Here is a 24,666-nt window from a genome sequence, read left to right on the forward strand (position 1 = left end):
CTGGGCGGGACCGTCGGCGAGCCTGTCATCTCAGCATTGCAGGTAGACGACATGGGTATGGGTGTATTCGTACAGCCCATGCTTGCCATCCGCGCCGCCGATGCCGGACTTGCGCACGCCCGCGTGGAAACCCTGCATCGCCTCGAAGTTTTCGCGGTTGACGTAGGTCTCGCCAAAGTCGAGCTCCTGCATGGCGTGCATCGCCTTGGAAAGGTCGCGGGTGTAGACCGAGGAGGTCAGTCCGTATTCGCAGTCGTTGGCCAGTGCGATGGCTTCGTCGAGATCGTCGATGATCTGGATCGGCAGCACCGGGCCGAAAATCTCCTCGCGCATGATCGGCATGTCCGCACGGCAGCCGGCCAGTACCGTGGGCTGGTAGTGGAAGCCGGCGGGCAGGTTGGCCGGCCCGCCGCCGGTGACCACGCTGGCGCCCTGGGCGATCGCCGCTCGTACTTTCGCGTCCACCTTGTCGAGGCCTGCACGGTTGATCAACGGACCCATTTCCACGTCCGGCTGCGCCGACGGATCGCCGAAGCGGGTCGCGGCCATCGCGCCGGCGATCCTGTCGATGAAGGCATCGGCGACCTTGCGCTCGACATAGACGCGTTCGGCGCAATTGCACACCTGCCCGGTATTGATGATTCGGGAATCGCGGATGGCCTTCACGGCGAGCTCCAGGTCGGCATCGGCGAGCACGATGGCCGGCGCCTTGCCGCCCAGCTCCAGGTTCAGTTTGGTCAGGTTCGGCGCCGCGGCAGCCATGATGCGCTGTCCGGTGGCGACGCTGCCGGTGAAGCTCACCATGTCCACGCCGGCATGCGCGCTCAGGGCGCCACCGACGCGGCCATCGCCGCCGACGACGTTGAACACACCGGGCGGCAGATCGGTCTCGGCCACCAGCCTGGCGAACTCGAAGCAGTTGTTCGGCGTCTCCTCGCTGGGCTTGATGACGATGGTGTTGCCGGTGAGCATCGCCGGCGCCATCTTCCGAGCGATGAGGAAGAACGGGAAGTTCCACGGCAGGATGCCGGCAACCACGCCCAGCGGCTTGCGGAACAGGAAGATGTTCTCGCCCGGCCGGTCGCTGGTGATGATCTCGCCTTCGATGCGCCGCGCCCACTCGGCCACGTAGTCGAGGTAGTCGGCGGTGAAGTTGACCTCCACTTCGGCGAGCGCGGCGATCTTGCCCTGTTCGAGGGTGATGGTGCGCGCCAGCCGGGGGACGTTTTCGCGGATCTTCGCCGCGATCTTGCGCAGGTAGCCTGCGCGCTCGATCGCCGGCTTGCGCGACCAGGGCTTCTGTGCGGCGCGTGCCGCGCCGATCGCCCGTTCGATCTGTTCCGGCGACGCGGCGGGCACGCGCGACAGCCGCGCGCCGGTGGCCGGGTTGAAGACGTCCAGATGCGCTTCGCTGTCATGGAAGACGCCGTCGATATAGTTCTGGTGGACCGGTACGGATTCACTCATGGGAACTCTCCGTGTGTCAGTAGGTGCGCGAGGTGCGCGCTGTGTCCGCGGACTCGCGGTAGCGCGCCAGGGTGGCCAGGGCGCCCTGGCGCATCAGGCTGATGTCGATCCCGACGGCGACGAAGCGGCAGCCCCAGGCGAGGTAGCGACGCGCGTCTTCCTCATGCGGGGCGAGGATGCCGCACGCCTTGCCGCAGGCAAGCGTGGCCTCGATGACGCGGCGGATCTGTGCCTGCACCTCAGGGTGGTTCGGGTTGCCCGGATGACCGAGCCCGATGGACAGGTCGGCAGGGCCGATGAAGATCGCGTCCAGCCCATCGACGTCGGCGATCGCCTCGACGTTCTCGACGCCGGCGCGCGATTCCACCTGGGCGATCAGGCAGAGTTGCTCGTGGGCCGTGCCCAGGTAATCGGGCACGCCGTCCCAGCGCGTGGCGCGCGCGAGCCCGCCGCCGACGCCGCGGATGCCATTGAGCGGGTACTGCATCAGGCGCACCAGGTCGCGCGCCTGCTCGGCGCTCTCCACCATCGGCACCATCAGGGTCTGGGCACCGATGTCGAGCAACTGCTTGATGAGTGCCGGATCGCCGTTCACCGCGCGCACCACCGGTGCGGTGCGATAGGGCGCCACGGCCTGGAGCTGGGCAAGGATGGTTGGCACGGTATTGGGTGCATGTTCGCCGTCGATCAGCATCCAGTCGTAACCGGTGCTGGCAACGATCTCGGCCGCATAGCCGCTGGCGAATCCGGCCCAGATGCCGTACTGCGCATCCGTTCCGGCCAGGCCCGCCTTGAAGTGGTTGTGGGGCAATTGCATGACAAGACTCCCCGACCCACCTGTGCGGTGGGTCGACTGGTTCAGTGCTGGTAGGGGCGATGAAGCTGGCATTCCGGATTGAGGGTGACGCCGAAGCCCGGCTGGTCGAGGCGCGAGAGGCGCATGCGGCCGTTCTCCGGCACCGGTTCGCCGAGCAGCTGCGGATGAAACATGGGCACGACCTCGTCGGCCTTCGGCGCCATCATCAGGAACTCGGCGAACGGGCTGTTCTGCCGCGTGGCGACGAAGTGATAGCTGTAGACGGACGAGCCGTGCGGCACCACCAGGGCGTTGTGCGCATCGGCCAGCGCCGAGATCTTGATCAGTTCGGTGAGCCCGCCGCACCAGCCGACGTCCGGCTGGATGATGTCGCAGCAACCCATCTCCAGCAGCATGCGGAAGCCCCAGCGGGTCGCTTCGTGCTCGCCGGTGGTGACCAGCATGCCGGTGGGCACGTTCTTGCGAAGGTCCCGGTAGCCCCAGTAGTCGTCCGGCGGCAGGGCTTCCTCGATCCACTTCAGGCCGAACTCGGCGGCCCCCTGGGCGAGACGGGTGGCGTAGTTCAGGTCGAGGCTCATCCAGCAGTCGTACATCAGCCAGAAGTCCGGGCCGACGCGCTCGCGCATCACCGCGAGTTCCTCGAGATTCCTGCGCAGGCCTTCCTCGCCTTCGGCCGGACCGTGGTGAAGGGGCATCTTGCCACCGATGAAGCCCATCTTCTGCGCCAGATCCGGCCGGGCGCCGGTGGCGTAGAACTGCAGCTCGTCACGCACCGCGCCGCCGAGCAACTGGTGCACCGGCTCCTGACGGACCTTGCCGAGCAGGTCCCACAGCGCCAGATCCACACCCGACAGGGTGTTGATCACCAGGCCCTTGCGTCCGTAGTACATCGTCGAGTTGTACATCTGGTCCCAGATGAGCTCGATGTCGGTGACCCGCGCACCTTCGAGAAAACGCGCCAGGTGTTTCTCGACTATGTAAGCCGCTGGTTCGCCGCCAGTGGTGACTGCAAAGCCGAGATTGCCGGCGCTGTCCTCGATCTCCACCACCAGCGTGCCGAGCACGTTGATGCCGAAGCTCCGGCGACTCTGCCGATACTGCGGGTATTTGCTCATCGGCGTGGCGATATGGTCGTCGATCCAGTGGCCGTCGCCCTGGTCGTGGTAGTCGGCTCCGCCGCCGCGCAGGGTGAAGGCGCGTACGTGCTTGATCGTCGGAATGCTCATCGGATGACTCCTCGTTGCCAATGGGTCTGGTCAGGGATTGGTCGCTGGTTTTGTCACCGCCGGACGCGGGCCGCGCTGGATGCCGAGCATCAGCAGGCTGGCGATGACGGTGGTTCCGGCAAGCAGGTAGAGGCCGGCGGCGGGGGACTCGGCCGTGCGCTCGGCCCAATTCTTGAGAATCGGTGCAATGAAGCCGCCCAGGGCGCCGCAGGAATTGATCAGGGCGATACCGCCAGCCGCTGCGCTGCCGGCCAGATAGCTGGAGGGAAAGGTCCAGAACACCGGTTGCACGGCAATGAACCCGGCTGCGGCGAAGCACAGGGCAATCAGGCCGATGGCGGGACTGCCGCTGCTGACCGAGGCGGCAATACCCGCGGCGGAAACCAGCAGCGTCAGCGTCGCGGTCCAGCGCCGCTCGCCGGTGCGATCGGAGTAACTGGGGATCAGCCACGCCGCGAGCAGCGCGCAAACCCACGGCAACGCCGACACCAGGCCGACCATGAAGCCGACCTTCTGCCCCAGCAGGCCGGCGACCTGGGTCGGCAGGTAGAAGACCACGCCGTAGACGCTGGCCTGGATAAGCAGGTAGATCAGACACAGATACAGCACCGTCGGCTGGGTGAGCACGGCCAGCAGGCTTTTGCCGTGGGAGACCTTGTGGCTGTCCTCGCGGTCGAGGGCGTTCTGCAACTGGCGGCGCTCGTCGGCGGTCAGCCATTTCGCGTCGGCGGGCCGGTTGTCCAGATACCAGTACGCCCAGATGCCGACCAGGGTGGCCATCAGGCCTTCCACCAGGAACAACCATTGCCAGCCATGCAGGCCGGACCAGCCGTCCAGTTCCAGCAGCAGGCCCGACAGCGGGCTGCCGAAAATGAAGGCCAGTGGCGCACCGAAATAGAAGAAGCCCATTGCCTTGCCGCGCACGGCGGAAGGGAACCAGTAGGTGAGGTAGAGGATGACTCCCGGGAAAAAGCCGGCTTCGGCGACGCCGAGCAGGAACCGCAGCACGTAGAAGCTGGTTTCGTTGTGGGCGAACATCATCGCCGCCGAGATCAGGCCCCAGGAAACCATGATCCGGCACATCCACAGGCGGGCGCCGACGCGATGCAGGATGAGGTTGCTGGGCACTTCGAGCAGCGCGTAGCCGACGAAGAAGACCCCGGCGCCGAAGGCGAACGCGGCATCGCCGATGCCGGTGTCGGCCTGGAACGCCTGCTTGGCAAAGCCGACATTGGCCCGATCGAGGAAGGCCATGATGTACATCAGCAGCAGGAACGGCAGCAGCCGCCAGGAAACCTTGGCGACCAGCGAGGCGGGAAGGGTGTTCACGACAGTGTCCTCTTGGCGTTGTTGTACTGCGTGGGGGCTGCCCTGCAGGCAGCCGGCCGGCTCAGCGGATGGACATGCGTCTCGCGTAGGGAATGAGTGGGAAGCGAAGGGGGCGGTGCTGCCGGTTGCGGGAGGAGGCCGGCGGATGGCGAAGCGGTGCGGGAAGGGCAAGCGTGGTCATGGCGTACACCTCGAGGTGCGTTTGTTTTTATCGGTAGCGCGACTGTAGAACCGCATAGCGATGCATGACCAATCGAATTTCGCTTATAAAAGATACCTTTCGGTTATCGGTGGGCCGTTTCGATGGAATTGCCGCTTTCTTCCCGCAGCCTGTTCAACCGCCTGCGCTACAAGCACCTGCACATGCTTGTCGCGCTCGGCTCCAGTCGCAACCTGCACCGTGCCTCGCAGCACCTGAACATGTCGCAGCCGGCGGCGACGCGGATGCTGCATGAAATCGAAGACATGTTCGGCTGCGAGCTATTCGAACGCATGCCGCGCGGCATGCGCCCGACGGCGCTAGGGCGGCAATTGCTGCACTTCGCCGAAACGGCGCTGACCGGCCTCGATCGCTGCGCCGAGGACCTGGCTGCACGCCAGCAGGGGGGCTACGGCTATCTTTCGGTGGGCACCATCATGGGTGCCGCGCCCGATCTGGTGATGGACGCCATCGCCGAGATCAAGGCGCGCCATCATCAGTTGCGCATACGCATCATGGGCGACACTAGCGACCAGGTGATCCAGTTGCTGGAGCAGGGGCGCATCGACCTCGCCATCGCGCGCCGCAGCGCCGCGACCGATAGCCAGCACTATGATTTCGAGGAACTGGGCAATGAACGGCTGTTGCTGGTGGTGCGCAGCGGTCACCCGCTGGCCGAGCGCAGCGATCCGGATTTCCGGGAGCTGGTCGATGACTGGCCCTGGATCCTGCAGCCGCAGACCAGTCCGGCGCGCATCGCCTTCGATGCCGAACTGCAGCAGCTCGGCCTCAGTCCGCCGGCAGATGTCATCGAATGCAGCTCTGTCTATTCGATGCAGCAACTCATCCAGCTCACCGAGGCGATCATGCTGCTGTCGGAAAGCGCCCTGCGCGACTACCTGAGAATGGGCCTGGTCAGGGCGCTGCCGGTGGAGGTCGGGCAGAAGATGGCCCCGTTCGGCATGTTGCTGCGCAAGGGCGAACCAGTCGGGCGGGAGCTCGGCACTTTCATCGAGTTGCTGCGCGCACGGGCAGCCGCTGCGGGGGCGCAGGGGAGCCGGTAGATGCAGGCACGGGGGCAGTCAGGCGCGCAGCCCGCGCGGGCTGAAACGGCTCTGTCCGGCGCGGCGCGCCGCGTCGATCAGGGCCGCGCTGGCGGGGGTGTCGGTCCGGGCGAAGGCATAGAAGCGTGCGGCCGGCAGCCCGGGCATCCCGTCCTCGCTGCCCAGCACGCGCAGGCCGTCGCCGCGCTGGCTCTCGGCGATGACCGTGACGGCAAAGCCCGAGCGGGCCGCCGACAGACAGCCCGCCATGCTGCTGCTTTCGAATACCACCTGCCAGGCGCGGGCGTTCTGGCCCAGCGCCGTGACCGCCGCCTCCCGGTAGATGCATGGCTCGGGAAACACGGCCAGCGGCAGTGGCCGGCTGGAGTCCAGCGCCTGGTCCCTGGCGAAGGCCCAGACCAGCGGCTCTTCCCACAGCAGCTCGCCAGCGCCCTCGGTGCGGCTGCATTGCTTGCCGAACACCAGGTCCAGGTGCCCGCGCTCCTGCTGGCGCAGCAGCTCGGCGGTGATGCCGACCTTCAGCTCGATGGTCGCGTCGGGGTGCCAGTGGCGGAAACGTTGCAGCAGCTCGGGCAGCCAGGTGCCGGCGAAGTCTTCCGAGGCGCCGACCCGCAGCCGCCCGCGTAGCGGCGCGCCGCGCAGCCTGGCGCGGGCCTCGCGTTCCAGGTCCAGGATGCTGCGGCCGTAGCTGTACAGGGTGTCGCCGGCCGGGGTCAGCTCCAGGCGGCGCGTCGTGCGTGCGAGCAGGCGGGTGCCGGCGATCTGCTCCAGGCGCCTGATATGCCCGCTCACGGCCGAAGGGGTCAGCGCCAGGCGCTCGGCAGCCAGCACGAAGCTGCCGCTGTCCACGACCTCCAGGAAGGTGCGCAGCAGTACGGTGTCGAGCGGCGTGCCGCTCGGGGCGGGCAGGGTGTGCATGGCGATTCAGCGCGATATGTGATCAATGAGACTTGATTATTCGCCAATCGGCCCGTTCGGTCCACGTACGCTGAAGCCTTCCCATGCAACGAGACGACGCCATGAATGCCTATCGACAGGCCGCGACCGAGCGGCTCGACATCGCCTACCTCGAGTGGAACCCGCAGGGGCAGCGCACGGCCGTGCTGCTGCATGGCTGGCCGGATAGTCCGGAAGGCTGGAAGGCGGTCGCCGCCATTCTCGCGGACGCCGGCTACCGCGTGCTGGCGCCGGCGCTGCGTGGCTTCGCGCCTACCCGTTTTCGCGACGCGGCCACGCCCCGCAGCGGGCAGTTGTCCGCGCTGGGGCGCGACCTGCTGGACTTCATCGAGGCGCTGGGCCTGGAGCGGCCGGCGCTGGTCGGCCATGACTGGGGCGCCCGCGCGGCCGCCAACGCCTGCGGCCTGAGCGGCGACGCGGCCTCGCACCTGGTCATGCTGTCGGTGGGCTACGGCACCAACGACCCCAACCAGGCGCTGTCCCTGCCACAGGCGCGCAACTACTGGTACCACTGGTTCATGGCCACGCCGCGCGGTGCGCGGGTGGTACGGGAGGAGCGCGAGGCGTTCGCCCGGCAGATGTGGGACACCTGGGGACCGGCCGGCTGGTACGACCCGGCCGACTTCGACGAAGCGGTGCGCGCTTTCCAGGGCGACGACTGGGCGGAAATCGTGCTGCATTCCTACCGACATCGCTGGGGTTTCGCCGAGGGCGACCCGGCCTACGCCGGGGACGAGGCGCGGTTGAACCCGGCGCCGGTCCTGTCCGTGCCGACGCTGGTGCTGCATGGCGGGGCGGACGCCGCCAACCATCCGGACACCTCCAGGGGGCGCGAGGCGTTCTTCCGGGGGCGCTACGAACGGCAGCTGTTCGACGGCGTCGGGCACTTCCCGCAACGCGAGGCGCCGCAGGCCGTCGCCGAGGCGATCCTGCGGTTCTGCCAGGCCTGAAGGGTTACGCGGTCGGGCACCCATGCCCGGCGCGGGCAGACATCATCCGCGTCCGTTACGCGCGGTGCGACACGCCGCCAGGTCCCAGGCCGCGCAACCCACCGTCTTGAAAACGATCGGCCGGTCCGGCTTCGGCCGCGAGGCGAACGCCTCGACCAGGGGAGAGACTTCATCCCAGTCGACGCCGGCCTGGATGAAGTCGCCGGCTTCGTGCCTGGCTCCAGCCAGGTCGTCGACGAACAGCCGGCTCTGCCCGATGGTGCTCGCGCCGATCTCGACCAGTTCGGGGGTGAACGCGCCGACCGCCACGATCAGCCGTCCGGCCAGCGCATCCTCGTCGTAGACCGGGCGCTTGCTGGTGGTCACGGTGATGACCACGTCGACCGCGTCCGGAAGCCTGTCCGCCGGGCAGGCGAACAGGTTCGCCCGCTCTCCGCCGTACAGGGCGCAGAACTCGTGCGCCTTGGCCGTGCTCCGGGAGCGAACCCAGACGATCGCGGTGGGGTGGAGCGCCCGTATCGCCTGCACGTGATGCACGGCCTGGGTGCCGGTGCCGATGACGAGGAAGGTCTTCGGCCGCGTCGGCAGCAGCGTCTCGATACCCAGCATCGACACCGCGGCGGTGCGCCGGCCGGTCACCACCGGCCCGTCCAGGGTGAACAGGGGACGCCCGGTAGCGCTGTCGAAGGCGGCCACCTGGCCGTGGATGGTGGGCAGCCCCCGCGCCACGTTGGCGGGCTGGACATTGACCAGCTTGTGGATGGCGATATCGCCCGCGACCGCCGGCATGCTCAGCATGACGCCGTCCTTGCCGAGGGGCACGACCATGCGCTCGGGGCTGGTGATCGCGCCTTCGGCGTATTCCCGGGCGGCCGTTCGCAGGGCGCCGACCAGGGTGTCGAATGGCAGGAGGTCGGCGGTTTGCTGCGCTGTGTGGATCTGCATGTCGTCAAGGCCCGATTTTCATTGAAGGTAAGCGTGAATCAGCGCCCCGTGCAGTTGCCTGCACGGGGCGAGGGGCATCAGGAGCCCGGCATCACCGGCGGGACGTAGGCCAGGGTGCCGGCGAAGATCCAGAGCAGGAACAGGACCAGCGGCGTGTGCACCAGCAACTGGGTGAAGGTGAAGCCGACGATGTCGCGCGCCTTGAGCCCCAGCACGCCCAGCAGGGGCAGCATCCAGAACGGGTTGATCAGGTTCGGCAGCGCCTCGGCGGCGTTGTAGACCTGCACCGCCCAGCCCAGGTGCACCTGCAGGTCGTTGGCCGCCTGCATCACGTAGGGCGCCTCGATCAGCCACTTGCCGCCGCCGGAGGGAATGAAGAACCCCAGTACCGCCGAATAGATGCCCATGACCACCGAGAAGGTTTCCTGGGTGGCGATGGCGACGAAGCCGGAGGCCAGCAGGTGCGAAAGCGTTTCCCCTTCGGCGTTGGTCACCTTGGTCATCATGAAGGCGATGCCACCGTAGAGCGGGAACTGGATCAGCACCCCGCCAACCGAAGGCACCGCCTTGTAGAACGCCTTGATGAAGCGGATCGGCCGCCAGCACAGCAGCATGCCGAGGGTCAGGAACAGGAAGTTGTAGGTGTTGAGGCTGGAGATGGCCAGCAGCGGGTCCTTGCCGGTGAACTCGCCGAACAGCCAGACGCCGCTGATGGCCACGATCGCCAGGGTGATCAGCGGCGAATATTCCAGCCATTCGCCGGGGCGGCTGGGCTTCTGCACCTCGATGTCCGAGTCGTGCAGGTCCACGCCGAGGTCCTGGGCCGTCTTGATGTGCTCGCCAGTCGGCGCCGAGTAGTAGCAGACCAGGACCGAGATCAGCAGCAGCGCCAGGGTCATGACGATCGACTGCCAGAGAAAGATGGTTTCCGTGAACGGCAGCACGCCGGTGATTTCCAGCAGGCCGCTGGGCAGGCTCGCCGGGTTAGCCATCAGCTGGGCCGGCGCGGAACTGATGCCCAATGCCCAGATGGCGCCCATGCCCATGTAGGCCGCCGCGCCCATGGCGCGATAGTCGACCCGCAGGTCGCTGCGACGGGCGACGGCACGCGCCAGCAGGCCGCTGAAGATCAGGCTGATGGCCCAGTTGAACAACGTGGATACCAGGCTCACGGTGGCGATCAGGACCACCGCGCCGCGCGCCGTCTTCGGCATCCGGCCGAGGGCGTCGATCAACTTGGAGGCCGGTGGCGAGACGGCGACGATGTAGCCGGAAATGGCGACCACCGCCATCTGCATGGTGAACGGGATCAGGGTCCAGAAACCGTCGCCGAAACCCTGCGCGACCGCGGCCGCCGGTGCCCCCATGGCCCAGGTGCCGAGGGCCACGATGATCACCGCCAGTGCGGCGAACACATAGGCGTCGGGAAACCATTTCTCCGACCAGTTGCTGACGCTGACGGCGATCCTTTCCAGGCGCCCGGATTCTTGCGGCACATGCCTGCTTGCTGTGACTTCGATGCTCATGACCTACCCCCCATTTTCAGGCTTGCCCCGCCACATGCGGGTGCGCTTTGTCGGTCTCGGAACCGGGCGAGCGCCCGGCGGCGCCTCGGCTCCATGGCCTTCCTGTTGATGACGCCGGTGTCTGGCGGTCCCTGGTCTCGGTAAGGCCATAAACCCTCTAGGCATCCAGCGTCAGCGTTGTGGCAGGTATCGCCTGACAGCTCAGGCACAGGCGAGCGTCTTCCGGGTCCTGGCCGTGCAGATGGACGACCTGTCCCTCCAGCACGCGGACCGCGCAGCTCTCGCATTGGCCGACCCTGCACCCGCTCGGCAGCTGGATTCCCAGCCGCTCGGCGAACGTCAGTAACGGTCCGGCCTCATTGTTCCATTCATGGGTCTGCCCGCTACGGGCGAACGTCACGGCAAAGCGGGCGCCACCGCTCGGCGGGGCGGCCGGCGAGCGGAACGTTTCCTTGAAGATGTCGAACTTCGGCACGCCCGCGGCTTCCAGCTCGGCGATGATCGCCTCCATCATCGCCTCGGGCCCGCACAGGTAGTGCAGCGCGCGCCTGGCGAAGAAGGCATCCGGCACCAGCGTGCGGGTGACGTTGCCGCACACCTGATAATCGACGCCTTGGCGTTCGGCCGGCCCCGGCGCGCTGTAGACGTCGACCACACGCAGCCCGGGCAGGCGCTGGCCGAGCGCCCGCAGGCGATGTTTGAAGGCATGCGCGGCGCCATGGCGGTTGCCGTAGAGCAGCAGGATGTCGCCGTCGAACCCCAGCTCCGCGGCCGTTTCCAGGGCGCTGATGAAGGGCGTGATGCCGATCCCGCCGGCATGGAAGACCAGCGGCCGTTGCGCGCGGGCCGGGATCAGGAAGGTGCCGCTGGGCGCCTGCACCTCGACCCGGTCGCCGACGGCCAGTGCCCGGTTGATGTGCGACGACGCCTTTCCCGACCACGGCCGGCCATCCGCGGCCTGGCCCTGGACGTGCCGCACGGCGATGCGATACGACCGCCGCGCCGGGTCGACGGCCGCGCCGGTCAACGAATAGGCGCGGGTCTGTTCGCCGTGGGCCGTGGTACGGAGACGCACGGTGACGTGCTGCCCGGGGTGGTAGTCCGGCAGCAGGCCGCCATCGGCCGCGCGCAGGCAGACGCTGGTCACGCCCTCCGCTTCCTCATGGCGTTCGGCGACGACGAACTCGCGGAAACCGTTCCAGCGCGCCGGCACCCGGTCCGGCGGCGCCTCCCGGCGCAGGTCGCACGCCAGGTCGCGCAGCGGCACGGAGCCGCTCAGGGGATCGGCCTGCGCGGCGCTGACCAGGCCGTTGTAGTGCGTGTTGTCGTCGCCGAGCAGCGGCGTCTCATCGAGCCCCAGGGCCTGGTTGCCCTGCCACCAGCCGAACTCGCCGACCAGGACGCGCGGATGCAGGCGCTCATCGAGCCGGGCCTGGAAGCGGGCGCTGCCCGTGGCCGTGCGGACGCTCACCCAGTCGTGCTCGGCGATGCCCTTTTCGCGGGCCAGCTCGATGGAGATCGTCAGCGTCGGCGCCAGCGCCTTGCGCCGCAGGCTGGCCAGGTGGCGGTGCTGGCTGTGGCAGAAATAGCCGTTCTTCGCCGACGTGAGCAGCAACGGGAAACGCGCATCCTCGACGGCCGGCGGGGCCGCTGTCGGCAAGGGCGGATAGCCGTGCTCCAGCAGCCGTTCGGAGTACAGTTCCACCCGTCCCGTGGGGGTGGCGAAGCCCTGCCGGCGATACTTGAACGGGTCGTGCCGCAGCGGCACGCGTATGCCTTCCGGGCGCTCGCGCAGCTGCCTGACGCTCAGCCCGAGCGGCTCGAGCATCGCGTCCCAGCCCTGTTCGAGGGTGCCGCCGAAGAAGTCGTCGGCCATGCCCAGGCGGTTGGCCAGGGCGAAGACGATGTCGTTGTCCGAACGGGCCTCGCCGCGGGAGCTGACCATCCGCTGCCGCAGCTGCACATGCTCCTGCGCCTGCTCGGAGATTTCGAAGCCGATGCGCAGCCCTTCGCGCTCCCAGGGCGTGTTCACCGGCAGCAGGATGTCGGCGTAACGGGCCGTGGGGTTGATGAAGAGGTCGCAGTGGGCATAGAAGTCCAGCTTTTCCAGCGCCTGCATGCCCAGGGCCGCGTCGGCCTGGGAGCTCAGCGGGTTGCTGCCGAAGGCCAGCAGGCCCTCGATCCGGTAGGGCTCGCCCTGCAGGATCGCCCGGTACAGGTCGCGGGCCATGATCCAGCCTTGCGCGGGCGGCCCCAGCGGGCGCCGGTCCAGTCCCAGCGCCTTGGCCTGCTGCACCGGGTCGATCAGGTCCAGGCCGCTGACCGCGCGGACCGGGGCCTTGCCCAGCTGCCGGTTGCCGCCCGGCGCATCGAAGCTGCCGGTCAACGCATAGAGGCAGGCGATGGCGCGTTCCGTCTGGCTGGCGTTGCGCTGCTGCCCGACGCCCGACCAGGCGTGATAGGCCACGCTGCCGGCTTCTGCGATCAGGTCGGCGGCGCGCTGCAGGTCGGCCTCCGGCACCCAGGTCAGCTCCGCCGTCAGGCCGGGCGTGAAGGCCGAGCAGGCTTCGCGGTACAGGTCGAACGCCGGCCGGCAGGCGACCTCGCCGGCTCGGGTCATGACCGTGAAGCGGCCTCGCAGGGCGACGCGCAGGGACGGCACCTCCTCGGTGACCCTCGGCATCGCCCGTGGGCCGCCGGTCGTCTCGTCCCAGGCGACCGGCGCATCATCCGCCGAGGCGTCCAGGTCGTGCGCGCGCAGGAAGCGGCCGTTGTCCTCGCGTACCAGCAGCCCGGCGTTCGACCAGCGCGCGATGAACCCGAGATCGAAGCGCCCGGACTCCATCAGCAGGTTCGCCAGGCCCATGGCCAGCGCCGCATCGGCGCCCGGCCTGACCCGCAGCCAGACATCCGCCTCGCGGGCCAGCGCCGTTTCGCGGGGGTCGATCACCAGCAGCCTCGCGCCGTTCTGGCGGCCCTCGGCAATCGCCTGGGCCTGGGCGAGCCAGGTGTTGCTGGGGTTGTGGCCCCAGAGCAGGATCAGGCCGGCATGCCGGTAGTCCGGCACGGGGATGCCGCAGCCGAAGGTGAAGGCGTGGGCGAAATCCTTGTGCCAGTTGCAGATCTCGGTGGCATAGCTGGTGTTGGGGCTGCCATAGCGGCGGATCAGCCGCTCGATCCAGTCGATGCTGTCGCTCAGCGGCGTGCCGCTCGGCGTGGTCACGCTGAACGCGAAGGCCTCGGCGCCGCAACGGGCCTTGATGTCGGCCATGCGCCCGGCGATCTCGTCCAGCGCCTCGTCCCAGGAGATGCGTACCCAGCCGGGGTCGGCATCGCCCTTCGGCCTGGTCCTGCGCATGGGATGGAGCAGCCGCTCGGCGCTGTCCACCAGTTCCGGGGCGGCCTTGCCTTTCAGGCACATGGAGGCGCCGGTGGGGTGCTCGGGATTGGGCTGCACGGCGACGAGCCGATCGTTCTCGACCACGTTGAGCGTGCCGCAGCGCGAGCGGCAGAGCGTGCAGTAACCCGGTTTTAGCGCCAAGGAAGAAACCATGCAGTTCGAAATGACATGGGTCTGGAATCTAAGACGCGCGAATGCGATATTCCAAATTCAAATTTTGGAAAAAGCATTATCGAAAGATCCGATGCAGCCGACGATCCGACAACTCCAGCATTTCATCGCGCTGGCCGAGACCGGCCAGGTGTCCCGCGCGGCGCTGCGCTGCCACGTGTCGCAGTCGGCCATGACCGCCTCGCTGCAAGCGCTGGAAAAGGTGCTGGGTCTGCCGCTGTTCACCCGCCAGGCCGCTGGCGTCCGCCTGACGACCGAGGGCCTGCGCTTCCTGCACAACGCGCAGCGCATCGTCCGCAGCCTGGAGGAGGCGGTGGACGACGTGCGTACGGTGCCGGTCGGCGTACAGGGGAAGGTGCGGATCGGCCTGACGGAAACCGTCAGCGCGTACCTGATGCCTCGCTTGCTGCCGGCCGTGCGACGGAAATTCCCGCAGCTGGAGGTCGTCTGCATCGAGCGGGAGCGCCAGGAGACGGAAGATGCCCTGCTGGCCGGGCGCCTGGATTTCGCCCTCATGCTGGCCAGCAACCTGTCCGACCATCCGGACCTGCAATGCGAAACCCTCCTGCGTTCCGTCCGCCAGTTCTGGGCCAGCCACGAGCATCCGCTGATCCAGCAGGAGCGCGTCTGCCTTGCCGAAATCGCCGCGCAGCCGTACCTGCTGCTGGACATGGACGAACACCTGACCACTGTGGAGCGCTTCTGGAGCCGCCATGCGCTGAGGCCGCAGGTCTGCCTGCAGAGCCGCTCCATCGAGGCCGTGCGCAGCCTGGTGGCCGCAGGGCAGGGCGTGACCATCCTTTCCGACCTGGTCTACCGCCCCTGGTCGCTGGAGGGGCAGCGCATCGCCCGTCGCCCGATCAGCGACGAGGTACCGTCCATGGATGTCGGGCTGGTGTGGAGCCGCAGGTACAACCCCCAGGAAGCCTGGCAGGCATTGATAGCCTTTCTGCGTGACACCATCAGCAGCTGATACCGGTCTTGACCGTAGGGTGGATGACGGCGAAGCCTCATCCACGCGTCCGGTGGGGCCGATGCCGGGCTCGCCGTGATCGACCGGGCTCCCACACGAGAAGACGGCTCCGACGGCGGTGTATCCGTGCTCCGACATTGGCTTCTGCCTCGGCCATTCGAAAGCCGTTGGTCTTTCCGCCAGGCAAGGGCCGGCTGTGAAGCAGGGAGCCGGGTGTTACCATGCGCGATCGCGCGCTTCAGGCGCCGGATGCCTGCGCATCCGCGAGCGCCGGCAACACGACGCCCGACACACCTGGTGGCCGGCGTGAATCCGGCATTCATCGCGGCCGGTTGTGCGTCCGACGGTCGCTTTCGACCCACGCCAAATGGCTGCGCTCGGTCCGCGATTGGATTGAACTCGAAAGCTGTCAGAAATGATATGGAATTGGAAATAAAGGCCAATTTCCAAACGCCTCTCTCAGCCGTAGCCCGGTCGATCCGACAGGGACGTCAGTTTGGGTAATGAATAGACATGATTATTCATGTTATCGATGATGAACATGGAATGCGCGAGTCTCTTCGCCGTTTACTGTTCAGCGAAGGCTATGAAGTAAAACTGCATAGCAGCGGTGAAGCGTTTCTTGAAAGCTACGATGGCGCTCCAGCCTGCGTGCTTCTGGACCTGGCGATGCCTTGCATGCCTGGCGAGGCGCTGATGGAGGAAATTCAGCAGCGTAAGCTGAATGTGGCTGTTCTGGTACTGACAGGCAACGCGACAATTGAATCGGCCATACGCGTCACTCGCGCCGGGGCGCTGGCTCTTCTGGAGAAGCCTTTCGAAACGGACCGGTTGTTATCGGCTTTGGATGACGTATCAAAGCAGGCGCGGCCCATATTTGCACGTAATGCTCTGGTGAAAGACTATCAGCGCCGGCAGGCGAGTCTTACTGCCAGCGAACGAAAAGTGATGGAATTTTTGCTGGCGGGAATGACCAGCCAGGAAATTGCGAGCCGTTTGGGCAATAGCAAGAAAACGATCGATATCCATCGCGGTCGGGTGATGCACAAGATGGGGGCGACTTCGACGGCTGAGTTGATTGTGCAGTGGACATCGTTAGGTCGTTGATCCGGCGTGATGCCCGTTCGCGCGATGCGTTGGATTATTCGACCTCGATTCGAGCATCCCGCGTAAGGGTCACCTGGCTCTCTGAGTTATCGTGGTCGAGATGGCTCGGTCGAGGTCTTCCAGGAAGAATGGCTTCTTCAGTATCGCTACCTCCATCTCGCCAGTGCGGCTGGTATCACCCGTTGCGAGAATTACAGGCAGTTCGCTGTGATCCTGCTTGAGCGCCGTTATGAGCTGGCCGCCAGTCATGCCTTCCATCGAAAAATCCGTAACGACCAGATCGATGGAATCATTGCTTGTGAGAAATTCGAGGGCGCCCTCGGCCGAGTTGGCTTCGTAGGTCGAGTGCCCTAGATCGTTGAGCATGGAGCATATGATCAAGCGAACGGTAGGTTCGTCTTCTACGACCAGAACGGCAAGAGAGCGCGTGCCGACAACAGCTGCGGCTGTATTTATGTCGCTGTATTCACTGGTCTGAATCCTTCTCATGATTCCTCCATTGCAATGGTAGTGTCAGTAGATCACCGCGGGTGCCTTTGGGGGATAGGTAGGCATCCTTATCCATCCAATGTTCGAGTTGTGGTGTCATGGGGTTGCCGTGTTTGCCTGAAGACGTGGAATGCCCGTAGGCGCTGACACGACCTTCAACGCTTGCTTGAAAGGGCCCCTGGCTCGGGCGAGGCCGCATTTTGGGCCGGCGGCTCCAAGCAGGAAGGCGCCTGCAGCAGGCTTCGCCAGGACAATTCGAGGCTTCAAGATCGCTCCCCCACGCTCGCTGCCGCTCGAGGACATGTCGCTCCTGGGCCTGAACAGGCGCGTGGATGGCAGGGCTCGGACAGGCATCCGTTTTGGCCTTTTGGCATTACTGCAGGAGGCGGCCGATGCCCGGCGTCTAACGACACGCCGCAACCGGTCGGGGAGGCCAAAGATATTCACCTAGTAGCCCACTCGGATTACCTTGCCAAATCCCTGAACCTCCAACATTCTTGCCAAACAACCATTCGAGCCGGAAAAGCCATTCATGCCGTGGTGGTCAGTCGTACCTTTCACCATTGCAAATCAGCGCTTCGCGGTACCAGTCGAGAACGTTCTCAAGGTCCTGCCAGCACTGTTGAGCACTCCCTTGCCAGGCGCGCCCGACACCGTCATCGGACTGGTTGACATTCGCGGGCAGATCCTCCCCGTCATCGATCTTTGTCGCCGCTTTGGCTGGCCATCCGTGCCACGTTCGCTGTGGCAGCCGCTGATCTGGCTGAAGACAAGCCGGCGCGAACTGCTGCTGTCCGTCGAGACGGTCGGGGCGGTCCTCGCCTGCGAGCAAGAGGCGTTCGCTCCCGCCTCGGACCCGAACGTACCTTCCGTCCTGTTGCGAGGCGTGATGCGTAGCGCCGAGGGCATGCTGCTGATTCAGGATGTCGAACAGCTGCTTTCCTCCGTCGAGGAACAGCGCCTGGCCGAGGCGCTGGCCAAGAATGGCGGGGCGCGCGATGAGAGCGTCTGATGCCAACTGTTCGCCGCGCCTGCTCGATACCTTGACGCACAAAGTGCATCAGCACCTGGGCATGGATTTTTCGGGCGAGCGGCGAAACGATCTGTTGCGGCGGCTATGTGCGTTGGCTCGGGAGCAGGGCTTGGACGACATCGACCGGTGGCTGGAGGATCTCGCCTTTGCCGACTGGACCAGCGGCCACATTCAGGCGTTGGTCCCGGCTTTCTCGGTCGGTGAAACCTATTTTCGGCGCGACGCCGAGGCCTTCGATTGGCTGGCACGGCATCACATCGGGCCCTTGCTGGCGCGTCGGCGGCGCGAAGGACAACGTTATCTGCGCCTATGGAGCGCCGCCTGCTGTACCGGCGAGGAAGCCTATGGGCTGCTGTTCATGATCGATGAGCTGCTCGGCGCCGAGCGGGACCACTGGGCCGTGGAACTCATCGCCACCGACATCAACGACATCTTCCTGCGGCACGCGCGGCAAGGGCTCTATGGGAGCAGGGCATTTCGCGGCAATGACGAGGCGTTTCGACTTCGTTACTTCAAGGGTGAAGGCTCGCGTTGGCGGGTACGCCCGACGTGGCTCGGGCGCATTCGTTTTACCCGTTTCAACCTGGCCGATGGTGACCAGCCAAGCCCGATGCAGGGCGCCGATCTTATTCTCTGTCGCAACGTGTTGATGTATTTCTCGCCTGCGCGGGCCAGCATTGCCTTGAAGCGCCTGCTTGCCAGCCTGGATCGCGAGGGGCTGTTGCTGCTGAGCTCGGTCGAGGCCGGTATCGCCACTCACGCCGGGCTCAGAGGCCGCCTGGCGGGCAGCAACTATGCCTTGACCCATCAGTCGATGGTCGATGCGCAGGTGCCGGTGATCGACCCCTTCGGGGGCGGCCGCCCCGTTCCATTGCCCGGGCCGGCGATTCCAGAGGCCAAACCGGCCGCCGCATCCGTTCCTGTGTCCTGGTCGAGGACGGCCATCGCACCCAGGCGGGCGACCCACGCTGCGGCGGCCGACATCGGCCCGGCGGCGCTCTGGGCGCAGGCGCAGCGTGCGTTGCATGGCGGACGCGCCGACGCGGCGCGCGAGGCGCTGCAGGCCTACCTGGCCGGCGCCGGTCTGAGTCCGGCCCAGCAGCATCAGGCCTGCCTGCTGATGGCTCGCAGCCTGGCCGATGAGCAGCAGGTCCAGCCCGCATGGGAGTGGTTGTGCAAGGCCCTGAGCCTGGACACCTCTGCGTCCGCCTATTGGCTGCAGGCCCTGCTGGAGCAGCAGGGTGGCAATAGTCCGGCGGCGCTCAGGGCCCTGCAGAAGGCCTTCTACCTGGAGCCGGACTTCATCCTCGGTTACTTCCTGCAGGCTCGCCTGCTGAGGGCCGAAGGGCAGGTGCAGGCCAGCGCCAAGTCTCTGCGGGTCTGCCGGGAGCTGCTGGCCGGGCAGGCCGCGGACAGCCCGGTGCCACATGCCGATGGCATGAGTTGCGCGCAGCTGCTGCGCCTCTGTGAACAGCTGCAGCAGGAGAGCCTGGCATGAACGGCTCGGAGAGCGACGACCAGCGCTGGGCCGACATGCTGCGGCGGCTGGCTGATTTCGACCGGCGCCTGCAAGGCGGCTTCGCCCCGGCGGCCGAGGAGCGCGACCAGCGACTGCTCGAACGCACGCGAGCGTGGGCCGTGGCGCCGGAGGCCGAGCAGCCGGACGGCTGGCTCGAGGTGCTTGCCTTCAACCTGGGTGGCGAAACCTATGCGGTTGCGAGCGAGCATGTCGCTCTGGTGATGCCTCTGTCGCAGTACACCCCCTTGCCCGGGACCCCGCCGTATGTGCTGGGCATCGTCAATGTGCGCGGCCGCATCGTTTCGGTGCTGGATCTGCGGGTGCTTTTCGAATTGCCGAACGAGGGGCTTTCGGACAAGAACTTCCTGGCGATCCTGCAAGGGCCAGAGATGGAGTTCGGTTTGCTGATCGACCGGGTGCTGGGTATCCGGCATATCCACCGCGACGCGCTGCAGAAGCAGGTGGCGAATTTAACGGGGATCCGGTCTGCCTATCTGCTCGGCGTCACTGCCGGTCAGTGGACGGTCCTGGACGGCGCGCGGTTGCTCGACGATCCGGGTATGCGCGTCATCGTCGAATAAGGAGACAAGCGGCATGGGGCACGCGTTGCGATTCAACATCGGCAGCAAATTGATGGCGGCGTTTGCCGTATTGATTCTGGGTTTTGGCGGTCTGTTGTTCGCGACATTGAACCGTTTCGTCAGTTTGCAGGAAGCCGAGGAAGAGCAGTTCCAGAGTCACTACGAGCGGGTGGGTCATGTCAACGAGCTGCGTATCAACCTCGCCGATATGCGTGGGGACGTTTGGCAGGCCTTGAGTGTCGGCACGCCGGCGGACCAGGAGACGCTACAGGGCTCCATTGCCGAAGGTGCTGCTGCGAACGATCGGATCATCAGGCGCCTTCAGGGCGATGCGCGCAACGACACGGAAATTTCGGAGATCATCGATCAGATCGTGGCCTTGCGCACAGCGCTTGTGGGAGTACGCACGCAGCAACTGGAAATGATCCGGGCCGGCGACGTAGAGGCGGCGCGCCTGTGGAAAACGGAGGAGCAGGCCGAGCGGTTCGATCGGATCAACGAGCTTGGCGCCCGGCTCACCGAATTGACCGACAAGCGCATCGACGAGGCGCTCGTCATCTCGCATCAGCAGCTCGAGACCGCGCGTGCGAACACCTTCCAGCTGAGCCTGCTGCTGGTGCTCGTCAGCGGTCTGCTTGCCTGGTTCCTCAGCCGCCACATCGCCAAGCCACTGGCCTGGCTGACCGATATGGCCGAGCGGATCGGCCGTGGCGAGATCCCTCGTCAGGTCGCGACCACTTCGCGTCAGGACGAGGTGGGCAGTCTGGCTCAGGCATTCGCCGACATGAGCCAGTACCTGCGGGACATGGTGCAGGAGATCAACGAGGGCGTTTCAGTGCTGGCCAGTTCCAGCGAAGAAATTCTCGCCGCCACGAGCCAGGCGGCCTCGAGCACGCAGGAAACCGCCACCGCCATCAGCGAGATCGCCACTACGGTGGAGGAGGTCAAGCAGACAGCGGTGCTGGCCAACACCAAGTCCAAAATCGTCAGCGAGAGCGCCGAGCGCACCCGGCAGGTCGCCCAGAGCGGTTTTCAGGCAGTGGACGAAGCCCTCAAGGGCATGCAGCAGATCCGTGAGCAGATGCAGGCGGTGGCCGAAAGCATCATGCGCCTGGGTGATCAGACACAAGCCATTGGCGAGATCGTCGCGGCTGTTGGGGATCTGGCCGAGCAGTCGAACCTGCTCGGGGTGAATGCTTCGATCGAGGCCGTGAAGGCCGGCGAGGCGGGCAAAGGCTTTTCGGTGGTGGCACAGGAGGTCAAGGCGCTGGCGGATCAGTCGAAGCAGGCGACCGGTCAGGTGCGTGGCATCCTCGGCGAGATCCAGAAGGCCATGACCAAGGCGGTGATGCTCGCCGAGCAGGGGAGCAAGGCGGTGGAGACCGGTTACGAGCGCGCGCGCGTCAGCGGCGAATCGATCCGAACGCTCAGCGGCAACATCGAGGAGTCCAGCGACGTGGCCATGCAGATCGCCGCTACCAGCCAGCAGCAGATGGCCGGTATGGATCAGATCTCCAGCGCTATGGATTACATCCGCCAGGCCAGCCAGGACAACGTCGGCGGCACCCGCCAGGTCGACGTGGCGGCGCGCAATCTGCATGAGGTCGGTCTCAAGCTCAAGGCCCTGACCAGCCGTTTCAGGCTGTAGACATATGAGTCTGGATCGCGCCGCATTGCAGCAACGGTTGCTGGAGGGCTTCCGGGCCGAGGCGCGTGAGCGCCTGCTCGTGCTCGCCGATGGCCTCGCCCGATGGCGCGAGGCTATTGCCGACCAGGCGTCCGTCGAGTCGCTGTTCCGCGAGGTGCACAGCCTGAAAGGCGCATCGCGGTCTGTCGGCCTGAGCTCGATCGAGCGGATCTGCCACGCCTGGGAAAGTCTGCTCAGCGCCGTGCGTGGCGGTGATCTCCCGTTGACGCCCGAACGAGTGGACATCTGCCGGCAGGCGCTTGCCGCCGTGCAGATGCTCAACGCCGGGCAGCCCTTGGATCCCGATGCTCAGCGCCAGCTGATCGCCCAGCTCGAGGCGGCCTCGCGCGGAGAGAGGGTGGAGCCGGCACCGAGCGTGCTCGACAAGGCTTCGCCCGTGACCGAGTCCGGCATCGTCAGGGTGCCGGCGAAGAGCCTGGATGCGCTGCTGTTCCACGGCGAAACCCTGTTGCAGCACAAGCTCGAGGCCCGTGCCCTGGCGCAGCGCCTGCGCGAGCATGCGCAGGGCTTCGAAATCCCGCGCAGCAGGTCCCTGCCCGGCATTCATGGCTGGAGGCAGTTGCGTGAGGAGCTCGAAGCGTTGCCACTGGCGAGCCGCGACCTGCTCAAGGGCTTGTTCGATTATCTGGACTGGGGTCAGGCGCAGCTCGACCGCCTGCATTTCCAGGCGATCAATCTGGAGAAGGCCAGCCGGCAACTGGCCATGGGCCTTTCACAACTGTCGGATGGTCATGCCACGGAGATGCTGGCGGTGCTCTTGCTACCGGCTGGCAATCTGGTGGAGGGCATTCCTGCGATGGCCCAGGACCTCGCCAGCCAGGCTGGCAAGCGTGTAGAGCTGCGAGTAAACGGCACCGAGCTGCAGATCGACAAGCGTATCCTCGACGAGCTGCGCGCGCCCCTGACCCATCTCGTGCGCAATGCCATCGATCACGGGCTGGAAAGCCCAAGTCAGCGTGAGGCGGTGGGCAAGCCGCCGGCAGGGCGGGTGCACATCGAGCTCGTTCAGGAGTCGGCGGATCGCTTCAGCCTGTGCGTGCGCGATGATGGCTGTGGCCTCGATATCGCTGTCCTGAAAGCGCGGGCGCTGGCCATGGGCTTGTTGACCGAGGACGAAGCCGAGGCCTTGAGTGAAGCCGAGGCGTACAAGCTGATTTTCGCTTCCGGCCTGTCGACCAGCGCGATGATCACCGAGCTGTCCGGCCGTGGCCTGGGCATGCCTATCGTGCAGGAAGCGATCGAGCGCATCGGTGGGCGTATCGAGGTGGCTTCGCTACCTGGGCAAGGGGTCGATTTCAGGCTCGACCTGCCGCTCAGCCTGTCGACCTTTCGCGCGGTCATCGTGCGTAACGCCGAGCGGATCTTTGCGGTTCCCGCCCTGGCTGTCGAGCGTTGCCTGCGGTTGCCCCCCAGTGCGGTACGGACATTGGAAAACCGCCCGTCGCTGGTGTGGGAGGGGCAGGTGCTGCCGGTCTGGCCGCTGGCCGACGTTCTCGGCCTCGGTCGATTGGCGCCGGACCGGGACGAGCTGACGTTGCTGTTGCTGCACGTGCGTGGCGAGCGCTTCGTGCTGCTGGTCGACGAGCTGCTCGGCGATCAGGAAATCACGGTCAAGAGCCTCGGCTTGCAGTTGCGTCGCGTGCGTAACCTGCTCGGCGCTACCGTGCTCGGCGATGGCCGTCTGGTGCCTATCCTTCACCCGGTCGATCTTTATCGGAGCGCCCTGGCAACGGACGTCAGCACCCTCGCACATTCAAGTGTCGAGCGCTCCGCTAAGCGTGCGCAGCGGTTGCTGATCGCGGAGGATTCCTTCACTTCCCGCGGGCTGCTGAAGGCGATCCTGGAAGCGGCCGGCTATCAGGTGGCCACCGCCAACGATGGCCTGGAAGCCTGGAACGCGCTGAAGCAGGAAGCCTTCGATCTCCTCGTATCCGATGTGGAAATGCCTCGAATGGATGGCTTCGCCTTGACCGATCGCGTACGCGCCGATCCCGAGCTGGCCCGTCTTCCGGTGATACTGGTAACGGCACTGGAATCCGCGGAAGACCGGGCCAGGGGGCTGGAGGCGGGCGCCAACGCCTATCTCGTGAAAAGCGGCTTCGCGCAAGACAGCCTGCTCGACACCATTCGCCGTTTGATTTGAGTGAGGGCACACAACATGCGAGTGCTGGTCGTCGACGATTCACCGGTCGTGTGCATGTTGCTTCGCGCCATGCTCGAAAGCAGCGGTGCCGAGGTGCGCGTGGCCGTGTCCGGCGCACAGGCGCTCGAAATCCTCGGTCGCTATGCGCCCGACATCGTCACCATGGACGTGCACATGCCGGGCATGGATGGGTACACCGCGACTTCACTGATCCTCAAGCAGTACGCCCTGCCAGTAGTCGTACTCACTGCCAGTACGAACCTCTCCGAGTCGGCAACCGCGATGCGGGCGCTGGAAGTCGGCGCGGTGGCGGTGCTGGAGAAACCGGCAGGCCCCGACGCGCCCGATTTCGATCAGCGTACCGATGAGTTGTTGCGAACCCTGCGCGTCATGTCGCAGGTCAAGGTGGTTCGCCGCCCCCGATCGAGCGCGCAGCGCATCGTGCCGGCCCCCGCCGGGCGGATCGGCGCGGCGATCGCAACGACGCCGAGGCTGGTGGCCATCGCCGCTTCCGCCGGCGGACCGGCAGCACTCAAGACGTTCCTCCAGCGTTTGCGGCCGAATCAACCCTGGCCGTTGATCCTGGTACAGCACATCGCGCCCGGCTTCCTCGCGAGTTTCGCTCAATGGCTGGAAAGCGTCACGTCGATGTCGGTGCGTATTGCGAGTGATGGCGAAGTGCTACATCCTGGCGTCCTCTATTTGGCGCCAGAAGGCTGGCAGGCCGGAGTCGCCGGGAGTTGCCGGATGCGCCTGGAAAAATGCGGGCTGGAGCAGACCTTTTGCCCGTCTGCGGACGATCTGTTTTTTTCGGTGGCCAAGGCGCTGGGCAAACAGGCCATTGGCATCCAGCTGTCGGGCATGGGCCGCGACGGCGCCGCCGGTCTGAGCGAGCTTCGGCGGGCAGGCGCGATGACCCTGGTTCAGGATCCCGGCGATGCCGTCATCGATTCGATGCCGCGTGCAGCCATCGACCTGCAAGCCGCCTGCGAGGTTCTGCCCTCAGGAGGTATCGCCGAAATGATCAATTCGATAGCTGAGCAATTAGCGTCGTAAAGAGAA

General features: G+C 66.1%; 19 protein-coding genes. 10 read left to right on the plus strand and 9 right to left on the minus strand.

The window, feature by feature from the left end; translation table 11 throughout:
* Positions 1-30: 30 nt before the first annotated feature.
* From aldA to H610_RS0111555, 4 genes are read right to left on the minus strand one after another with little or no spacing between them, the layout of a single operon-like run.
* Positions 31-1,467, minus strand: coding sequence for an aldehyde dehydrogenase (aldA, locus tag H610_RS0111540; protein WP_028239809.1), 1,437 nt, complete (start codon positions 1,465-1,467; stop codon positions 31-33).
* 16 nt (positions 1,468-1,483) lie between these two features.
* Complete coding sequence (locus tag H610_RS0111545; RefSeq protein ID WP_028239810.1) at positions 1,484-2,284, minus strand: aldolase/citrate lyase family protein; 801 nt, start codon at positions 2,282-2,284, stop codon at positions 1,484-1,486.
* Positions 2,285-2,325: 41 nt separating this feature from the next.
* Positions 2,326-3,510 (minus strand): L-rhamnonate dehydratase, encoded by a 1,185-nt coding sequence (gene rhmD, locus H610_RS0111550; protein ID WP_028239811.1) that lies wholly within the window; start codon positions 3,508-3,510, stop codon positions 2,326-2,328.
* Positions 3,511-3,540: 30 nt separating this feature from the next.
* Entirely contained in the window at positions 3,541-4,839 is a 1,299-nt protein-coding gene (locus tag H610_RS0111555) for an MFS transporter (protein ID WP_028239812.1), read from the minus strand.
* Positions 4,840-5,142: 303 nt separating this feature from the next.
* Between H610_RS0111555 and H610_RS0111560 the strand changes: the two genes are divergently transcribed.
* Positions 5,143-6,102, plus strand: coding sequence for a LysR family transcriptional regulator (locus H610_RS0111560; RefSeq protein ID WP_028239813.1), 960 nt, complete (start codon positions 5,143-5,145; stop codon positions 6,100-6,102).
* A gap of 18 nt (positions 6,103-6,120) precedes the next feature.
* Here H610_RS0111560 and H610_RS0111565 read toward each other — a convergent pair whose 3' ends face one another.
* Complete coding sequence (locus tag H610_RS0111565; RefSeq protein WP_028239814.1) at positions 6,121-7,020, minus strand: LysR substrate-binding domain-containing protein; 900 nt, start codon at positions 7,018-7,020, stop codon at positions 6,121-6,123.
* A gap of 101 nt (positions 7,021-7,121) precedes the next feature.
* Here H610_RS0111565 and H610_RS0111570 point away from each other — a divergent pair, with 101 nt between their 5' ends.
* Entirely contained in the window at positions 7,122-8,009 is an 888-nt protein-coding gene (locus H610_RS0111570; RefSeq protein ID WP_028239815.1) for an alpha/beta fold hydrolase, read from the plus strand.
* 42 nt (positions 8,010-8,051) lie between these two features.
* Here the strand turns inward: H610_RS0111570 and lhpI are convergent, their stop codons facing one another.
* From lhpI to H610_RS0111585, 3 genes are all read right to left on the minus strand, one after another.
* Positions 8,052-8,954 carry a bifunctional Delta(1)-pyrroline-2-carboxylate/Delta(1)-piperideine-2-carboxylate reductase gene (gene lhpI / locus H610_RS0111575; protein WP_028239816.1) on the minus strand — a complete coding sequence of 301 codons (903 nt, stop codon included), beginning with the start codon at positions 8,952-8,954 and terminating at the stop codon, positions 8,052-8,054.
* A gap of 77 nt (positions 8,955-9,031) precedes the next feature.
* The gene (locus tag H610_RS0111580; protein ID WP_051231685.1) at positions 9,032-10,480 is read right to left on the minus strand and encodes a short-chain fatty acid transporter; all 1,449 of its coding nucleotides are present in this window, start codon (positions 10,478-10,480) and stop codon (positions 9,032-9,034) included.
* 157 nt (positions 10,481-10,637) lie between these two features.
* Entirely contained in the window at positions 10,638-14,021 is a 3,384-nt protein-coding gene (locus H610_RS0111585) for a molybdopterin-dependent oxidoreductase (RefSeq protein ID WP_201768364.1), read from the minus strand.
* Positions 14,022-14,124: 103 nt separating this feature from the next.
* Between H610_RS0111585 and H610_RS0111590 the strand changes: the two genes are divergently transcribed.
* Complete coding sequence (locus H610_RS0111590) at positions 14,125-15,024, plus strand: LysR substrate-binding domain-containing protein (protein WP_028239819.1); 900 nt, start codon at positions 14,125-14,127, stop codon at positions 15,022-15,024.
* A gap of 513 nt (positions 15,025-15,537) precedes the next feature.
* On the plus strand, positions 15,538-16,131 hold the full coding sequence (locus H610_RS0111595; RefSeq protein ID WP_043238372.1) for a response regulator transcription factor: 594 nt from the start codon (positions 15,538-15,540) through the stop codon (positions 16,129-16,131).
* A gap of 69 nt (positions 16,132-16,200) precedes the next feature.
* On the opposite strand, the gene H610_RS0111600 is transcribed toward H610_RS0111595, so the two are convergent.
* A complete protein-coding gene (locus H610_RS0111600) occupies positions 16,201-16,620 on the minus strand; it encodes a response regulator (RefSeq protein ID WP_028239821.1) in 420 nt (139 codons plus the stop codon).
* Between the two features lie 532 nt (positions 16,621-17,152).
* Between H610_RS0111600 and H610_RS24920 the strand changes: the two genes are divergently transcribed.
* The 6 genes from H610_RS24920 (at position 17,153) to H610_RS0111630 (ending at position 24,660) form a co-directional block, all read left to right on the plus strand.
* Positions 17,153-17,632, plus strand: coding sequence for a chemotaxis protein CheW (locus H610_RS24920; RefSeq protein ID WP_028239822.1), 480 nt, complete (start codon positions 17,153-17,155; stop codon positions 17,630-17,632).
* A gap of 130 nt (positions 17,633-17,762) precedes the next feature.
* Positions 17,763-19,151: a CheR family methyltransferase gene (locus tag H610_RS23785; protein ID WP_161630469.1), complete on the plus strand. Its 1,389-nt coding sequence runs from the start codon at positions 17,763-17,765 to the stop codon at positions 19,149-19,151.
* On the plus strand, positions 19,148-19,753 hold the full coding sequence (locus H610_RS23790; protein WP_043238375.1) for a chemotaxis protein CheW: 606 nt from the start codon (positions 19,148-19,150) through the stop codon (positions 19,751-19,753). The genes H610_RS23785 and H610_RS23790 overlap by 4 nt, the downstream gene beginning before the upstream one ends.
* A 13-nt stretch (positions 19,754-19,766) precedes the next feature.
* A complete protein-coding gene (locus tag H610_RS0111620) occupies positions 19,767-21,401 on the plus strand; it encodes a methyl-accepting chemotaxis protein (RefSeq protein WP_028239823.1) in 1,635 nt (544 codons plus the stop codon).
* Between the two features lie 4 nt (positions 21,402-21,405).
* Entirely contained in the window at positions 21,406-23,604 is a 2,199-nt protein-coding gene (locus tag H610_RS0111625; protein ID WP_028239824.1) for a hybrid sensor histidine kinase/response regulator, read from the plus strand.
* 15 nt (positions 23,605-23,619) lie between these two features.
* Positions 23,620-24,660, plus strand: a complete 1,041-nt coding sequence (locus tag H610_RS0111630) for a chemotaxis protein CheB (RefSeq protein WP_028239825.1) — start codon at positions 23,620-23,622, stop codon at positions 24,658-24,660.
* Positions 24,661-24,666: the final 6 nt, after the last annotated feature.

It is taken from the genome of Stutzerimonas azotifigens DSM 17556 (assembly GCF_000425625.1).
In the GTDB taxonomy this organism is placed as follows: Bacteria; Pseudomonadota; Gammaproteobacteria; order Pseudomonadales; family Pseudomonadaceae; genus Stutzerimonas; species Stutzerimonas azotifigens.

Coding starts and splice junctions, on each gene's coding strand:
- aldA (WP_028239809.1), bottom strand. CDS start 1,467: ATGAGTGAATCCGTACCGGTCCACCAGAACTATATCGACGGCGTCTTC.
- H610_RS0111545 (WP_028239810.1), bottom strand. CDS start 2,284: ATGCAATTGCCCCACAACCACTTCAAGGCGGGCCTGGCCGGAACGGAT.
- rhmD (WP_028239811.1), bottom strand. CDS start 3,510: ATGAGCATTCCGACGATCAAGCACGTACGCGCCTTCACCCTGCGCGGC.
- H610_RS0111560 (WP_028239813.1), top strand. CDS start 5,143: ATGGAATTGCCGCTTTCTTCCCGCAGCCTGTTCAACCGCCTGCGCTAC.
- H610_RS0111565 (WP_028239814.1), bottom strand. CDS start 7,020: ATGCACACCCTGCCCGCCCCGAGCGGCACGCCGCTCGACACCGTACTG.
- H610_RS0111570 (WP_028239815.1), top strand. CDS start 7,122: ATGAATGCCTATCGACAGGCCGCGACCGAGCGGCTCGACATCGCCTAC.
- lhpI (WP_028239816.1), bottom strand. CDS start 8,954: ATGCAGATCCACACAGCGCAGCAAACCGCCGACCTCCTGCCATTCGAC.
- H610_RS0111580 (WP_051231685.1), bottom strand. CDS start 10,480: ATGAGCATCGAAGTCACAGCAAGCAGGCATGTGCCGCAAGAATCCGGG.
- H610_RS0111590 (WP_028239819.1), top strand. CDS start 14,125: ATGCAGCCGACGATCCGACAACTCCAGCATTTCATCGCGCTGGCCGAG.
- H610_RS0111595 (WP_043238372.1), top strand. CDS start 15,538: ATGATTATTCATGTTATCGATGATGAACATGGAATGCGCGAGTCTCTT.
- H610_RS0111600 (WP_028239821.1), bottom strand. CDS start 16,620: ATGAGAAGGATTCAGACCAGTGAATACAGCGACATAAATACAGCCGCA.
- H610_RS24920 (WP_028239822.1), top strand. CDS start 17,153: ATGCCGTGGTGGTCAGTCGTACCTTTCACCATTGCAAATCAGCGCTTC.
- H610_RS23790 (WP_043238375.1), top strand. CDS start 19,148: ATGAACGGCTCGGAGAGCGACGACCAGCGCTGGGCCGACATGCTGCGG.
- H610_RS0111620 (WP_028239823.1), top strand. CDS start 19,767: ATGGGGCACGCGTTGCGATTCAACATCGGCAGCAAATTGATGGCGGCG.
- H610_RS0111625 (WP_028239824.1), top strand. CDS start 21,406: ATGAGTCTGGATCGCGCCGCATTGCAGCAACGGTTGCTGGAGGGCTTC.
- H610_RS0111630 (WP_028239825.1), top strand. CDS start 23,620: ATGCGAGTGCTGGTCGTCGACGATTCACCGGTCGTGTGCATGTTGCTT.